This window comes from Campylobacter sp. JMF_08 NE1 (genome assembly GCF_027737875.1).
GTDB lineage: Bacteria > Campylobacterota > Campylobacteria > Campylobacterales > Campylobacteraceae > Campylobacter_B.
In genome coordinates this window covers 291,911-306,436 of the sequence record NZ_JAOVUC010000001.1, presented here as the reverse complement: position 1 = coordinate 306,436, position 14,526 = coordinate 291,911, and the positions used below count along the sequence as shown (strand labels likewise).

Annotated in this window: 13 protein-coding genes and 2 pseudogenes; all 15 read right to left on the bottom strand. The window is 39.2% G+C overall.

Annotation, left to right across the window (positions count from 1 at the left end; translation table 11 throughout):
- Positions 1 to 22: 22 nt before the first annotated feature.
- The 15 genes and pseudogenes from OFN91_RS01505 to OFN91_RS01440 all read right to left on the bottom strand — a co-directional run bounded on the left by OFN91_RS01505 (position 23) and on the right by OFN91_RS01440 (position 14,526).
- A complete protein-coding gene (locus OFN91_RS01505; protein WP_270873005.1) occupies positions 23 to 2,944 on the bottom strand; it encodes a RecB-like helicase in 2,922 nt (973 codons plus the stop codon).
- Positions 2,937 to 5,378 (bottom strand): PD-(D/E)XK nuclease family protein, encoded by a 2,442-nt coding sequence (locus tag OFN91_RS01500; RefSeq protein WP_270873004.1) that lies wholly within the window; start codon positions 5,376 to 5,378, stop codon positions 2,937 to 2,939. The genes OFN91_RS01505 and OFN91_RS01500 overlap by 8 nt, the downstream gene beginning before the upstream one ends.
- Complete coding sequence (locus OFN91_RS01495) at positions 5,308 to 5,844, bottom strand: 4-hydroxy-3-methylbut-2-en-1-yl diphosphate synthase (RefSeq protein ID WP_270873003.1); 537 nt, start codon at positions 5,842 to 5,844, stop codon at positions 5,308 to 5,310. The genes OFN91_RS01500 and OFN91_RS01495 overlap by 71 nt, the downstream gene beginning before the upstream one ends.
- Positions 5,831 to 6,430 (bottom strand): TPM domain-containing protein, encoded by a 600-nt coding sequence (locus OFN91_RS01490; RefSeq protein WP_270873002.1) that lies wholly within the window; start codon positions 6,428 to 6,430, stop codon positions 5,831 to 5,833. The genes OFN91_RS01495 and OFN91_RS01490 overlap by 14 nt, the downstream gene beginning before the upstream one ends.
- Positions 6,431 to 6,533: 103 nt before the next feature.
- The gene (locus tag OFN91_RS01485; protein WP_270862192.1) at positions 6,534 to 6,755 is read right to left on the bottom strand and encodes a DUF4006 family protein; all 222 of its coding nucleotides are present in this window, start codon (positions 6,753 to 6,755) and stop codon (positions 6,534 to 6,536) included.
- Positions 6,756 to 6,765: 10 nt separating this feature from the next.
- Positions 6,766 to 7,617, bottom strand: coding sequence for a c-type cytochrome (locus OFN91_RS01480; RefSeq protein WP_270873001.1), 852 nt, complete (start codon positions 7,615 to 7,617; stop codon positions 6,766 to 6,768).
- 1 nt (position 7,618) lies between these two features.
- Positions 7,619 to 7,837 carry a cytochrome c oxidase, cbb3-type, CcoQ subunit gene (locus OFN91_RS01475; protein ID WP_270868539.1) on the bottom strand — a complete coding sequence of 73 codons (219 nt, stop codon included), beginning with the start codon at positions 7,835 to 7,837 and terminating at the stop codon, positions 7,619 to 7,621.
- A 10-nt stretch (positions 7,838 to 7,847) separates the two neighbouring features.
- A complete protein-coding gene (gene ccoO, locus OFN91_RS01470) occupies positions 7,848 to 8,540 on the bottom strand; it encodes a cytochrome-c oxidase, cbb3-type subunit II (RefSeq protein WP_270858402.1) in 693 nt (230 codons plus the stop codon).
- Between the two features lie 10 nt (positions 8,541 to 8,550).
- Entirely contained in the window at positions 8,551 to 10,002 is a 1,452-nt protein-coding gene (ccoN, locus tag OFN91_RS01465; protein WP_442868045.1) for a cytochrome-c oxidase, cbb3-type subunit I, read from the bottom strand.
- Positions 10,003 to 10,185: 183 nt separating this feature from the next.
- Positions 10,186 to 10,434, bottom strand: a pseudogene (locus OFN91_RS08295) (helix-turn-helix domain-containing protein); the annotation flags it as partial.
- Between the two features lie 90 nt (positions 10,435 to 10,524).
- A pseudogene (locus tag OFN91_RS08290) lies at positions 10,525 to 10,872 on the bottom strand (response regulator transcription factor); the annotation flags it as partial.
- A gap of 65 nt (positions 10,873 to 10,937) precedes the next feature.
- Complete coding sequence (locus OFN91_RS01455; RefSeq protein ID WP_270872998.1) at positions 10,938 to 11,600, bottom strand: sulfite exporter TauE/SafE family protein; 663 nt, start codon at positions 11,598 to 11,600, stop codon at positions 10,938 to 10,940.
- Positions 11,597 to 12,715, bottom strand: a complete 1,119-nt coding sequence (gene carA, locus OFN91_RS01450) for a glutamine-hydrolyzing carbamoyl-phosphate synthase small subunit (protein ID WP_270872997.1) — start codon at positions 12,713 to 12,715, stop codon at positions 11,597 to 11,599. Before carA ends, OFN91_RS01455 begins: the two co-directional genes overlap by 4 nt.
- Entirely contained in the window at positions 12,712 to 13,263 is a 552-nt protein-coding gene (locus OFN91_RS01445) for a DUF507 family protein (RefSeq protein WP_270858407.1), read from the bottom strand. The genes carA and OFN91_RS01445 overlap by 4 nt, the downstream gene beginning before the upstream one ends.
- 12 nt (positions 13,264 to 13,275) lie before the next feature.
- The gene (locus OFN91_RS01440) at positions 13,276 to 14,526 is read right to left on the bottom strand and encodes an adenylosuccinate synthase (protein WP_270870870.1); all 1,251 of its coding nucleotides are present in this window, start codon (positions 14,524 to 14,526) and stop codon (positions 13,276 to 13,278) included.

Sequence of the window (14,526 nt, the reverse complement as noted above, 5' to 3'; positions counted from 1 at the left end):
ACTCCCATTTTGGGAGTTAAATTTATTCTTTTACCTCTTCGATTTTTACAGAATTTTCTAAAACCACGATAAATGTGCGAACACTTAAATTTGGATTATTACTTGATAGGATTAAATCTTTTTTGTATGATTTAATCTGTTTTTTGTTTTTTTCTAAAAAATATGGGGAGCTTTTGTAGTCAAAAAGCAAAACCTCATCATCTCTAACGCACATCAAATCCACCCTAGAAACTCCGCCATTTTCCCGTTTTATCGAAATTTCTTTGTAAATTTCGCACCCTGATATGTATGATAAAAACTCATCATTAGCGCACAAGCTTTCGACCTTTTGCCTAATCTCATCAAAATCGCTCGAATCCAAATATTTTGCATAGCGATTTTTTGCCAAATTTAGCGCACTCTCCAAGCTAGAAATCTCAAAATCATCGAGCATTTCAAGCGTGTAGTGCAACGCCTCGCCCTTATAAACCTTGCTAAATTCCGCCACGACAGCCCTATCGCTGGCTCTTTCATACTCTGTGATATTTTGTTTCACGACTGGTTGTAGATTTATCTTTTTTGGTTTTTGCACTAGCACTGGCGTAACGCTACTTGGTATGATGTAGCCATACTCAAAATCCTCGATTTCTAAAAATTTCTTATCCACTTTATTTGAAGTATAAGGCGTAAAATAGCTAGGATTGTTTCCATTTAAATCACCGCCTTTTTTTACGATTATCAGCGATTTTTCGGCTCTTGTAAAGCCCACATATAGCTTGTTAAAAACCTCAGCTCGCTCTAAATTTTCGCTATCTTTTTTAAATTTTGCATACTCTGCATCGTAAATTTCTCTATTTGTCATGCGGTATTTTATGCGCCACTGCCCATCGTAACCTAGCATAAATTTATCCCTCTCGCCGCCTCCTTTGCTAAGTAAATCGCACAAAATCACATGCGCAAATTCTAACCCCTTTGACTTATGCACGGTCATAATCTTGACCCCGCTAAGCTCCTTGGCATAGGCGTCGCTGTTATCATCTGCGAAAAGATACTGCGCGAAGCTATCATACTTTTGCAAAATTTCAAAAAATATGAGCAAATTTTCATCGCCAAAATTTAGCCCCAAATTTTCAGCGATTGTCTTAGCTACGCTCACAGGCTCATCACTTAGCGAAACTGGGCTAAAATCTGGCTTGTCGCTTAAATTTAAAAGCGATTTTATATTGAAAGCGTGAATTTCATCTTTGCTAATTAGATACTTCGCATACTCGCTAATCGCCTTAACTTGGGGCGTAGCAATTAGTTTTTTCGTAGCGCCAGTCGAAGATGGAATATTTTTTAGCGACAAAAGCTCTTGTATCTTTGCTACATCTTTATTCGTCCAGCACAAAATCACTATGTCGCTAGGGCTTACGCTATGCTCTTTAATCAAGCGTATAGCCTCGCTTACAGCGCCCTCGCAAACATCTTCGTATGTCTTAGCGCAAATATAGCCAAAATCGTCGTCATCTGGCATGAAAAACGATAAATTTTTATTTTCTTTTGGGAATTTTAAAATTTTATCCAAAACCTCTGCACTAAATTTGCTCTCATTAAATTTATTTGCTTCTTGCGGTTTGTAATCGTATTTTTCGCCCGTTTCTTCATTTGCCACCAAATCCCCAAAAATCGCATTTACGAATCGAACCAAAAGCTTTAAACTGCGATAATTTTTTGGCATGCTTTCCAAAACTATTTGATTATGCCTATCTTTAAGCGAATCGAAAAGCTCCTTTTTTGCCCCGCGAAATTTATAGATACTTTGCTTTTTATCGCCCACATAAAAAAGGCTTCCTAGCCCACTTTGACCGAGCCCTGCGACGATTTCATCGATCAAAGGAAGCATGATTTCATACTGCAAAACGCTGGTGTCTTGAAACTCGTCGATTAAAAGGTGTTTGATTTTCGAATCGAGCCTGAAATAGAGCAAATCATTGTGCTCTCCAATCTCGCCAGTTTTGCAAAACAGCTCATGCACGCCCACGCTAACATCAGAAAATGTCATCTTAGCGCTTTTTTTGCTAAGTTCTTTTTTGTTTTGTGAGTAGAAATTTAGAAATTTTGCCAAAGATGAAATTTGGTAATTTTCAAATTTTATCGCATATTCAAGCATTGCGCGTTTTAAATTTGCAAATTCATCATCTAAATCAGGCGAAAAAGCCTTAGCAAAAGTTCTGTAATCTAAACTTGGTCTATCAAACCACGACCTGCCACTTAATTCGCTAATATTGTTAGTTTGCAACATAAAGTTTAGTTGTTTATCGCTCGCTTTATTGCGCACTAAAATTCCGTGCATACGGGCTAAAATTTCATTGATTTCGTCTAAATTCGGGGCCTTGCTTTCGCTAATGTCTGCGCTTATTCCATTTTTCCACAGCTCGCTAATGCCCTCAAAAAACGCTTGTTTGTTTAAATTTGTATCGTTTATGTATTCATACATTTTGCCCGATAATTCATCGTTTTTGAAAGCTTCTTTGATAAAGGCGTCATTTTGGGCTTTTAGTATATTATCGTCGTTTTGAAAATTTGGATTAATCCCCGCATTTAGGGCAAACGCGCGCAGTATTTTGCCAAAAAACGCATCAAAGGTCGAAATATTCAAAGCGCAATCCATAAATTTCGCCAAATGCTCATCTCTAAGGCGCAAAATTTCCTCTTTTTCCTTACTCAAAAGCCCACAAAGTGCGTCAAGCTCAGCCTCTTTTTGTGGAGTGTGAAGCAGTGAAAATGTATCGATTATGCGCACCTTCATCTCAGCGGCCGCTTTTTTAGTAAAGGTCAAGGCCAAAATTTCATTTATATTCTCGCCCAAAAGCACGAGCCCTACGAACCTAACCGCCAAAGAAAATGTCTTTCCGCTACCCGCACTAGCTTCAAGCGCTAGATATCTTGCGTCCTTGCCTTCATTTGTCTTCATCTTAATCATTGATTTCGCCTTTACAAATTATCTTATACGCGCAATATTTGCATGCACCGCTTTTGCTCGCGCGCTCAAAGCTGATTTTGCTTTCGCAAAGCGCTCTGATTTCTTCAAATTTTTCAGATAAAATTTCAAATGCGCTTTTTGTGGCATCATCTTTTTCGTTTTCATCGAAAGCGAATTTTTTATCCCTTAGCGAGAGATACGCAGCCTCCATTTCATCATCGCCCAAAAGGGCTTTGTAGAATTTTAGCTGCATTGATTTGGCGTTGTACTCGCCTCTTTTGTAATCAATAATAAATCTATCGCCACTTTCGTTTGTGTCTATGCGATCGATTTTTCCGCTAATTGTGGCAAATTCGTTAAATTTAACGCCGTCGAAATTCGCCTCACTTTGCGCAAAATTCCACTTTTGTTCATGTTCGGCTATGATTTTAGCCAAAAATTTAACCCTGCATAAATCATAATAAATGCTATAAAAATCGGCATTTTTTTTCATAGCCTTTTTAAGGTAAATTTCCTCAAATTTTGCGTAGTCAAATTTAGGGTATTTAGCGTAATACTCCTCAAACGCCTCATGTAAAATATTTCCCATAGAAGCGTTATCCTCGCCAAATTTCAGCCCCTCTTTGATATTTAAAATATATGAGTAATAATACTTTCTTTTGCATGTGCTAAATGTATCAAATCTAGCGTGCGAAACAGGCTGGGCAAAAAAATCGTGCTTCATATTTGGCGTAAAATCGCTAAATTCTGGCTTTTCATAGATTTTGCCATTAAAAATGCGCAAATAATCTTGCATGCTAAACTCGTCCATATCTTCTTGCGTGTTAAAATTTTTCAAAAACCTAGACGGCGATTTTTCCGCTGTGTCGTGGTAGCAAATCGCTACTTTTTTCGCGCCAAAAATCAAACAAGAGTAATAAAACCTCTGCAAATCCTCCCTGTCTTTGTGGCTAATTAGCCCAGCCTTGGCCCGAAGAGTGCTGTTTAAAAACATCTCGCCCTCACTTCGCTTTGGCACAAAATCATCGTTGAAATCAGGGATTATCACAGCCTCAAAGTTTGCACCACGACTCTCCAAAAGCCCCATTACGGTAACCTTTCCGCCGTTAATATCATCGAGTTTGACATTTTTTAGCTCGCCAAGGAAAAGATCAATCAAATTTGATAGCGTAAGGTTTTCGCCAAATTTTTCGTTTAGAATTTTGATTAAAAATTTTGGCGATTTTAGCTTGTTTGCTAGGGCATCGTTTTTAGTTTTGACTGCGCGCAAAAGCTCATTTATACAAGCATCAAAAACCTCAAATTCTACGCTTTTGTTGAAATTTTCTCTAAATTTATCAAAAATTTCTTCACTAATCCCAGCCTCTTTAAAAAACAAATCATACTCATTTGGCAAATCCCGCGAAATGTCTTTGCCTAAATTTAGATATTGTGGGTTAAAATTTGGTCTTATGTTTTCTTTAATGCACTCTGAAATTTTAGCCAAACTCACACCAAATAGGCTATCTCTGACACTTTCGCCCATAGCGAAATTCAGCATTGGAGCGTTTTTGTTAATTTTTTCGTCCAAAGCTCTAATGGTTTTAGCAAATTTCTCATCAGGCAAGATTACTGCGATTTTTTCTGGATTAATTCCAAGACTAATAAATTTTGAAATTTTCTCAAAAATATAGCAAGCCTGCAAAGCTCTAAGCTCAAATCCTTTTAGCACAATTTCGCTATTTTGCGGGATTGGCGCGGTGTAAGGCTCTAAAATTTTATTCTCGCTTAAATTTAGCTTGTAGCTAAATCCACTCTCAAAACTAAGCCCACAAAGCTCGCTAATACTACGAAGCGTTTTTTGATTAAATTTACTTGCCTTAAAATTTAGATAAATTTGCGTAACCTGCGAAGCTCGCTTTAAAATTTCAAACTCAAATTTACTCGGATTTCCGTCGATATCAATCTCAATGCTATCAAATCTTTTGAGATAATTTTCGTTTAATTCATAAATTTGCGGAAGCGTGATTTCATCGTAGCTTTTAGCGTTTTGCAAAAAATTTTGATAATTTTGCAAAAGCTCTTTTAAGATTTCAAAATGTTCGCTGTATTGCGCGTAAGTATCGCTAAAATCGAGAGTTTGCAGGCTTACCTTTTCGCTAGCAAGCTCTTTGAAAAATTTAAACAGATAATCTTTGTGTTGCATAAATTCAAAAAATTCGCTTGGGAAACGGAGTTTTTCATTTGCATTTTTGGTATTTTTGACGGCCTCTTGCATAAAAAGTGTGCGCTCGATCTGCCCGCACTCATCAAAGCCATTTACAAAAACCGCCTTTTTGTAAAATTCGCTTAAACTCTCGGCGAAAACTATTCCGCCCTCTGCCCTATTTACAGCCTCCTTCAAGGATCTGTAAGTCGTAAATACCCGAAGTTGTTTTGGTTGCGTTGAATTCAAATTTGTAAAATCCTGTGTCTATGGAATCTGAAATTTTCGCCATTACCTGCCACCTGCCAAGCTTTTCGATACTAAAATTTTCGCTTCGTAACGCACCATCTAAAAACTGCGTATTAAGCCTTTTATCATAAGTCGTGCTATCTGGTCTAGTAAGTAAAATTTCGGCTGAGATTTTATCAAATTTGGCATTATTTTTCGCTTTTATCGGCAAATTTAGGGTAAATTTTTCTGTATTTTGCGGATTTGAAATTTCAAAATTTACCTCATATTTTTTTTCGAAATTTTGCTGTTTTAGCTGGATCTCATTGTAATTCTCATCGACTTTTTGGTATTTATCGAAGTAAAAATTATCGCTATGCACCGGGTAATCTAGCGAGAAAATTATCGTAGCTACGCACGCTGCGATGATTGCTACTATGCTAAATGCGATACCATAGGGCCAGAGAGTTTTTTTATTTTGCGCCATTTTTTCTGCCTTTTTTGTATAGATATGAGCCTAGCGCGAAAATCAGCGTCGCGTAAAAAATATAGCGCAAGAAATTTATGAAATTGTTGTTTGTATTGCCAATAGAATTCTCCAACCCAACCCCCTTTGAAGCGGCGATTTGGTCGCAAATCTCGGCATATCCATTTAAAAGCGCAGCGTTATAAACGCCGATTTTTTGAGTTTGGTTTAGATCTGTTTTTTGCGAAGCGATGATTGGGATTATGCGCCCGCCACTTCCCACGCTTAAAATTTGCTCTCTATCAAAAAGCGCTAACGCCTCAGGCGAGCCGTAAATTTCGACTTTGTGCTCAGCCTCAGCAAACACTAAAAGTGCATAAGGCGAGCTTAAATTCGAAGCGAAATTTAGGGCGTAATTTTCTAAGCTCTCACCTCCAAGGCTCTTCGTGGCTAGCACATAGACGCCTACGCCGGTTTTATCCTGCGTTTCAGCGCCTAAAATTTCGATTTTTTCTGCAAGCATAGGCGTGATAATCTCGCCCTCGTTTAAAACAAATTTTGCCTGCGCTAAAATGCACAGGCAAAAAATCGCAAAAATTGCTCTCATTAACCGATAAATAGGATATTTCTAGTCAAAACAGAGGCAGCAGTTGCCACAGCCAAAGCGATACAACCAAGTAAAATCAATTTTTCAATCAATGCATCACTCATCACTTATCCTTTATCACAAATACTTTTTTTTGCGTATCGACTGAGCTTTTTTCACTTACAGAGCTAATGTCTTTTAGCTCATAAGGCTTATCCATGACGGCTTGCTGTGTCTTAATGCCAAGGCAGGTAAGGCATGCAAGAATTGATAGCAAAAGCGCAGTTGCGATTAGCATTCCAGTTACGCCATTTAGCGCAAAAACCGATCTTTTTACATTTTCCATAATCGCCCCTTTATTTGATAGAGTTGATATACTCGCCAACGGCGCGTTTTTGCACATCGTTTAAACGCCCGTCATCAAAGGCTGGCATTGTGCCAATAAAGCCTTTTTTGCCACGATTTAGCACATCGACGCTAAATTCAGCCGAGCCATATTTGCTAAGATCTGGCGAACTTCCGTCCATACCCTTGCCGTCATCACCATGGCAAGCAGCGCAAGTAGGCCATAGCTCTCTACCTTTTTCAACCAAATTTTCATTTTTTGTAGCTTTTAAGCTAGAAATTTCTTTTGCCATAAATGCAGCTACTGCTTTTGCGTCATCAGGGCTAACCATACCTGCTGGCATTTCGCCAAGTGGATAGTTTAGGCCTTTTGAGCCTTTGTTGATAGCGTCAATTATGCCAGCTTCTTTGCCCCATTTAGTAAGGTCAGCAGACTCGCCATCGATTCCATCTCCGTCAAGTCCGTGGCATTGTGAGCATTGCACCAAATACACCGATTCGCCCATAGCTTTTAGCGTAGTGCTATCAGCATTTGCATAAGTTTTTTCAAATTTAGCGTTGTGTTCTTTTACCTCATCGTTATACTCGCCGATTTGTGAGTAAGAATTTAACGGATAAGCGATGAAAAAATACACTAACGCATAGACAAACATCAAAACAAAACATATAGCCCAGCCTTTTGGCAAGCCATTTTTTAGCTCGGCAATTCCGTCAAAATCTTCGCCAGTTGTCTCAGTGGTTTCGTTTAAGCTTTTACTTTGACCAGCATATTTTTTAACGATAAAAGCCGTAACTGCGACAAGTATAAACGACGCTATCAGCGCCGCAACATTAACATTATCGCTTAAATTTAGCCATTTCATATCATTTTCCTTTTTCTTCTTTCGTAGGTGTGCGAGACTCTATGATTTCACTGCCAAGCTCATCATCAAGCGCCAAATTTGCATACTTTTCGTAGTTTCTGCGCCCTGTTTTTTCAGAGTGCTTCAAATGAAACCAGTATCCATAAACTCCAATGCAAGCTAGCACTACAAAGGCGATAAAGCCGTAAGCTTGTAGCTGCCTTATGAAATCAATGCTCATCGCAAACCCCCTATTTTAAGCTATTTAAATATGCTATTAACGCAACGATTTCGCGTATTTCGCCGTTTTTAAATGCCGCTTTGACATCTTCGTCGCGCATATCATTAACGATTGCCTCAGCCTCTGCCATCATTTCAGCTTTATAACTTTCGAAATTTGACATAGCGTCCTTACTAGGATCAGCTTCGAGCTTTGGTGCGCCAGCTGTATCATAAGGGACATTGAAGGCTTTTTTAATCGTCAAAGCCTCAGCATAGGCTGTTTGCATATCTGCGTTTTTCTTAAACATAGATTTGTATGCAGGCATGATTGATTTGCCGACTAGGACTTTTGGATCTTTCATGTGAGTTTCGTGCCAGCCTGTGGTTCTGTTGCGTCCGACCCTAGCAAGATCCGGGCCAGTTCTTTTAGAACCCCACAAAAATGGTCTATCATAAGCAAATTCACCACTTTTTGAATAATCACCATATCTGTCAGTTTCTGATTTAAACGGACGGATAAGTTGTGAGTGGCAGGCATTACAGCTCTCTTGGATATAGACATGGCGACCAGCGAGTTGCAAAACAGTATATGGTTGTTTGCCCTCGATTGGACGAGCGCTATTAGCAAAATCTGGCAAAATCGTAACGATACCAGCATAAGCGATGACTACAAAAACACCAACCGCAAAAAAGAACGGATTTTTTTCTAACCAACTAAACATCTTTCTCTCCTTACGCAGCCATAGGTGAAGCGCTTCTAGGCTCTTGGTCTAAGCTTCTGCCTGCGCGAATAGACATCAAGATATTATATACAAACATACACAAACCTATGAAGTATAATAAACCACCAATAGCTCTAATCCAGTAATAAGGAACTAGCGCGCTAACTGTATCTATAAATGAGTATAGCAAGTTACCATAATCATCAGTTGCTCTCCACATCATACCTTGTGTGATACCAGCAATCCACATTGAGCTGAAAAATAGCACAACGCCTGTTGTTTGGATCCAAAACTGAGCTGTCATTAAAGATTTTGAATAAAGCTCTTTTTTGAACATTCTTGGAACCATATGATACATAGCCGCAATTGTCATAAATCCAACCCAGCCAAGTGTGCCGTCATGGACATGTCCTGGAATCCAATCTGTAAAGTGCGCTAGGGCATTTACTGATTTGACAGAAAGGATTGGACCTTCCAAAGTAGAGAATAGATAGAAAGTGGAAGCCAAAATCATAAATTTGATTAGCGGGCTCTCTCTTAGCTGATTCCACTCGCCTCTCATTGTAAGGAGCATATTAATACCTGTTCCCCAAGATGGCAAAATCAAAACGACAGAGAAAACCGAACCCATTGTCTGAACCCAATCAGGAACTGGTCCATGGATAAGGTGGTGACCGCCAGCCCATAGGTAAATAAACATCAATCCCCAAAATGAGAACAAAGATAGTTTGTATGAGAAAATCGGCTGACCACTCTCTTTTGGTAAGAAATAATAAATTTCAGCGATAATCGCTACGGTAAATACGAACGCAACGGCGTTGTGACCGAACCACCATTGAACCATAGCGTCGTTTGTGCCAGCATACATTGATACAGAGTGTATCCAGCTACCCATGCCAGTAAGCAATCTAGTTGGAATTTCCATGTTGTTAAACAAATATAGCATAGCAACGCCGAGGAAGGTAGCGATATAATACCAAACAGAGATATAAAGCGTTTTTTCGCGTCTGATACCGATTAGACCAAAAATGCTAATTCCCCATAAAACCCACACGACAACAACCAAAATATCGATAGGCCACTCTAACTCAGAATACTCTTTTGATGTCGTAACACCAGCCAAAAGTGAAACCACAGCGAGTAAGATGATTAGGATATAAATCACAAAGTGCAATTTACCCACGCACATCAAAAATTTTGATTCGCTCATCGATGCTTTTAAAACTCTCTGTCCTACATAATACCATGTAGCCCAAATTCCAGATAGCATAAAACCATAAATGACACCATTTGTGTGTAATGGTCTAAGTCTGCCAAATGTACCATACTCTCCAAGCAAGTAGTTAAGATCTGGATATGCTAGCTGAAATGCTATAAGCGTGCCTATAAGCATACCGATGATACCAAATGCAAGAGTAGAATACAAAAACAATTTCGCCACTGTATAATCGTAGCTTAGCATCTTGCCACTGCGTAATGCCTGTTCAGGATTCATAAAACCCTCCTTTTAAAATTTGGTTAAAAGTCGAGAAACTTTATGGAGGATTATAAGAGTTAATAAGTTTTAAAAAGCTTAAATTTGACTTTTTATTAACTTTTTGTTTGCAAAAGTTTTAAACTTGTGACATTTTTATCAACTAAAATTTTACTCTTTTTTAGATTCGATTTTATAGCCCAAACTTGGGATATTTTTGATAACATCTGCGCCGATTTTATCTCGAATTCGTTTGATAAAAGTTCTGATTGCCACATCTGAGACTGAGTTGTCGTTCGCCCAGACATATCGTTTAATCTCTTCGTGCAAAACCAAAGTATCGATTCGCGAGACCAAAAGCGAAATAAAGGCTAGCTCTTTTTTCGTAAGTGAAATTTCCTCTTCACCGTGAGTTAAGACCCTTTTTAGCGGATCAAAGCTATATCCGCCTGAAATTTCTACCACGCTACTAACGCTAAGTTTCGCGCTCATTAGGCTCTTTATCGCTTCTTTAAATTCTTCCATATCAACCGGTTTTATGAAATATTTGGCTACACCTGCCTCGATTGCGCCTAGAAGCTGAGCCTTCTCGCTAAATCCGCTAAGCACGACAACTGGGGTATCTGGGGAGATTTGTTTGATTTGGCGTGTCATTTCAAGCCCGTCTTCGATAGGCATCAAAATATCTGTAAGGACCAAATTTGGATTGTATTTTTTAAATTTTTTAAGTCCCTCTACGCCGTCTTTGGCCTCATAGACATTTTTAAAAATTCCTTCAAAAGTATTTCTTAGAGAGTTTCTCATCTTACTCTCATCTTCGACCAACAATATGCTTAAATTTTTTAAAATATCACTCATAAAACGCCCCTTAAAATGTAATTTGCCATTTTTTCAAAATTTAACTTATATAAGACTTAAAAAATTTATCTTGTGAGAATAAATCCACAATAAGCCCAATAAATTCCAAAAATAATTATGATAAATGAAGAGATAAAAAGCATAGCGCGCGAAAATTTTGCGCTGATGAAATTCGCCACGCCACCAAAAGCTAATAGTGCAGGCAAGGTAGATAATCCAAAAACCGCCATTACAAGCGCGCCCTGCATGGCATCGTGGCTCATTATCGCCATGGCTAGGTAGGTATATACTAGCCCGCACGGCAAAAGTCCGTTTAAAAACCCAAGCAGACAAAACCCCAAAATATCCTCCCTGCCAAGGGCAAATTTCATAGGTTTGGCTAAAAAAAGATTATAAATTTTTTGATTTTCGATAAATTTTAAAAGTGCGCCCCGTTTTAGTAGGGCAATCCCAAAAATAATTAGCAAAATTCCCGCGCAAAACTGCATAAAACCAGCTGTTTTATCGCCAAAAACTATGACCGAGCCAAATGCCCCACCAAGCGCGCCAAGCATGATATAAGCGCAAATTCTACAAATTTGATAAACAAGCGAGAAAAAAAACGCCCTAGCCCTGCTAAGGCTAGCTAGTTTTGCATTATAAGCTATCACAAAGCCCCCGCACATGCCAATGCAGTGCGTCAAGCTCAGCATTAGCGTGGCGGGTATGATAGCAAAAAAACTAATCATAAAATTTCTAAAAATTCTTTGAAAATGTATTTGCTTTCGTTTGGTCCGGCACTCGCTTCTGGGTGGTGTTGGACTGAAAAAACAGGGTAGTTTTTGTATCTCACGCCCTCAATCGTGCCGTCAAATAGATTTCTGTGCGTGATATCGCAAATCTCAGCTATGGATTCTGGCACATTGTAGTTGTGGTTTTGCGCTGTGATTTCGATAGATTTGTTAAACAAATTTTGCACAGGGTGATTTGCGCCGTGCTGGCCAAATTTGAGTTTGTATGTCTCATAGCCCATAGCGTTTGAGAGAAGCTGATGACCAAGGCAAATGCCAAAAATCGGAATCCTAGCCTCGATTATCTCTTTGATTTGCGCGATTTCGTCTTTTAGCATTTTTGGCTCGCCAGGGCCATTTGATAAAAATACGCCGTGAATTTCGCCAGAGTTAAATTTATCAATCAGCGTTTTTGCCTTAGTATTATATGGGAAAACCTCCACGCTAAGGCCCAAATCGCAAAGCTCATTTAGGATATTTCGCTTCACACCATAATCCATTACAGCGATTTTTTTGCCATTTTTTTTCGGCGTGCTATAAGCGCCTTTGCTCGCGTCCCAATGACCTTTTTCGTGGATATATGGAGTTTTGGTGCTTACAATGCTGACATAATTGACCTCTTCAATCCTAGCTGAGTCTTGAAGAGCTTTTTTCAAGGTTTCCTTGTCGCTGATTTCAGTCGAGACAAAAACCCGCAAATTTCCCTCATCGCGAAGCATTTTTGTAAGATACCTCGTATCTATATCATATACGCCAAATTTGCCGTTTTTGATAAAATACTCTTCCAAATTTTGCTCGGATCTGAAATTTGAAGGAGTGTTGTTAAACTCGCGGATAAAAATTCCGCTAGCGTGGATTTTGCCACTCTCCTCATCGTCGCTGTTCGTGCCTACAATGCCGATTTCTGGCATAGTGAATACTATAAACTGCCCAGCATAGCTAGGATCTGAGATGATTTCTTCATACCCTGTAATAGAGGTGTTAAATACAAGCTCGCCAAAGGCACTTCCGCCCTTGCCAAACGCCTTTGCCTCCAAAAACACGCCGTTTTCTAAATAAACATACGCTTTCACAGCATACCTCTTTTTTTAAGCTCTTTTTCGTAAGTTTGCGCAAACACAAGCTCGTATTCCTCAGTGCCTGGGATTAGCTTTTTGCCATGTCCTTGCATGAGTTCATAGACATCTTCTTCGATTTTTTTGTAAATTTTCAAATACCCCTCGATTGAGTTGTAAATGATAGTTTTAATGCGATTTTCGCTCACTTGATAATCTACTAAATTTTTCTTCCAAATTGTCTCTAAAATTTCATGCGAGATATTTGAGTATCTATCCTCGAAAATCAGCTCGAAATTCTCTTGTGCGGCGAGTTTGCGCTTGATGAGCCAAAACATATCTTTTTTATTTACATTCATTTCGTCAAATTCATCGATTCTCTCGTCCATTAGCTCATTTGCGCGCTCGTCTATGGCTTTTTCTTTTTGCAAATCAGTTTTGATGATTTCTGAGGCTACCTTGGCTATGGGCTCGACGCCAGAGCTAAGTGTAACCATGCCAGAATTTAATATATCTATCGCAATTTTTTGCGCTATGTATGGAACATGTGCTAGTTGTATTCGCATTATCCGCCTTTCTTATAATATAATTGTATCTGTTCGCTCAGGGCTAGTAGAGATAAATCCTACCTTTGTGCCTGTTAGTTCCTCGATTTTTCTAATATAATTTTGCGCATTTTGTGGCAAATCTTCGAATTTTTTAATTCCTTTTACGCTATCCCAGCCCGGCATTTCCTCATATACAGGCTCTACCACGCCAAGCTCGATTGGGAAATAATCAATCACTTCGCCATTTATTTTGTATGCTTTGCAAATTTTAATACTCTCAAATCCGTCTAAAACATCGAGTTTCATAAGGGCAAATTTATCAATTCCGTTGATTCTAGATGTGTATTTCGCCGCTACGCCGTCAAACCACCCACATCTGCGTCTTCTACCTGTCGTAGTGCCAAACTCACGCCCAATTTCGCAAAGCCTGTCGCCATACTCATCTTTGGCCTCTGTTGGGAAAGCGCCGTTTCCTACGCGCGTAGTATAGGCTTTAACGATTCCGATGACCTCGCCAACATCTTTTGGCGCTAGTCCAAGACCTGTGCAAGCCCCAGCTGCGATAGTCGAAGAGCTAGTTACATACGGATATGTGCCGTGATCGATATCTAGCAAGCTTCCTTGTGCGCCCTCTACAAGGACTTTTTTATCATAATCAAGTGCCTTCCAAATCATATTAGTTGTGTTTGCGATATATGGTTCTAGCACAGATTTGTAGCGTTTGATTTCCTCGTAAATTTCCATTTTATCAGGAATTTTGATATTTAAACTCTCGAAAAGTTGCGCTCTGCTCGCAAAATCCCTAACCAAAGCCTCAGTTAATTTCTCTGGCTCTAAAAGCTCGATTATGCGGTGTCCTGTGCGCGAAATTTTATCCGCATACGCAGGTCCGATACCCTTGCCTGTGGTGCCAATAGCCTTATCGCCTTTTAATTTTTCCTTAGCTTGGTCGATTAGCGAGTGATACTCTAAATTTAAAAACGCCTTTTCGCTGATAAAAAATCTACCCTTCAAATCCCCAAATTGCGCCATTTCAGTGATTAAAACATCAGGGTTAATGACCACGCCATTTCCGATGATATTTATGATATTTTTGTGCAAAACACCGCTTGGGACTAAGTGAAGTGCGTATTTTTCGCCATTTACGATGATTGTATGACCAGCGTTGTGCCCGCCGCAGCTCCTGCATACGAAATCGTAATTAGCACTAATCATATCTACGATTTTACCTTTTCCCTCATCGCCCCATTGAGCGCCTACGATTACATCAACCTTACTCAT

Excerpts from the sequence above, each read along its gene's own strand:
- OFN91_RS01455 (WP_270872998.1), bottom strand. The coding sequence starts at position 11,600 with ATGATTAGTTTTTTTGCTATCATACCCGCCACGCTAATGCTGAGCTTG.
- OFN91_RS01480 (WP_270873001.1), bottom strand. The coding sequence starts at position 7,617 with ATGAAATGGCTAAATTTAAGCGATAATGTTAATGTTGCGGCGCTGATA.
- ccoO (WP_270858402.1), bottom strand. The coding sequence starts at position 8,540 with ATGTTTAGTTGGTTAGAAAAAAATCCGTTCTTTTTTGCGGTTGGTGTT.
- ccoN (WP_442868045.1), bottom strand. The coding sequence starts at position 10,002 with ATGCTAAGCTACGATTATACAGTGGCGAAATTGTTTTTGTATTCTACT.
- OFN91_RS01440 (WP_270870870.1), bottom strand. The coding sequence starts at position 14,526 with ATGAGTAAGGTTGATGTAATCGTAGGCGCTCAATGGGGCGATGAGGGA.
- OFN91_RS01485 (WP_270862192.1), bottom strand. The coding sequence starts at position 6,755 with ATGGAAAATGTAAAAAGATCGGTTTTTGCGCTAAATGGCGTAACTGGA.
- OFN91_RS01475 (WP_270868539.1), bottom strand. The coding sequence starts at position 7,837 with ATGAGCATTGATTTCATAAGGCAGCTACAAGCTTACGGCTTTATCGCC.
- OFN91_RS01505 (WP_270873005.1), bottom strand. The coding sequence starts at position 2,944 with ATGATTAAGATGAAGACAAATGAAGGCAAGGACGCAAGATATCTAGCG.
- OFN91_RS01495 (WP_270873003.1), bottom strand. The coding sequence starts at position 5,844 with ATGGCGCAAAATAAAAAAACTCTCTGGCCCTATGGTATCGCATTTAGC.
- OFN91_RS01490 (WP_270873002.1), bottom strand. The coding sequence starts at position 6,430 with ATGAGAGCAATTTTTGCGATTTTTTGCCTGTGCATTTTAGCGCAGGCA.
- OFN91_RS01445 (WP_270858407.1), bottom strand. The coding sequence starts at position 13,263 with ATGCGAATACAACTAGCACATGTTCCATACATAGCGCAAAAAATTGCG.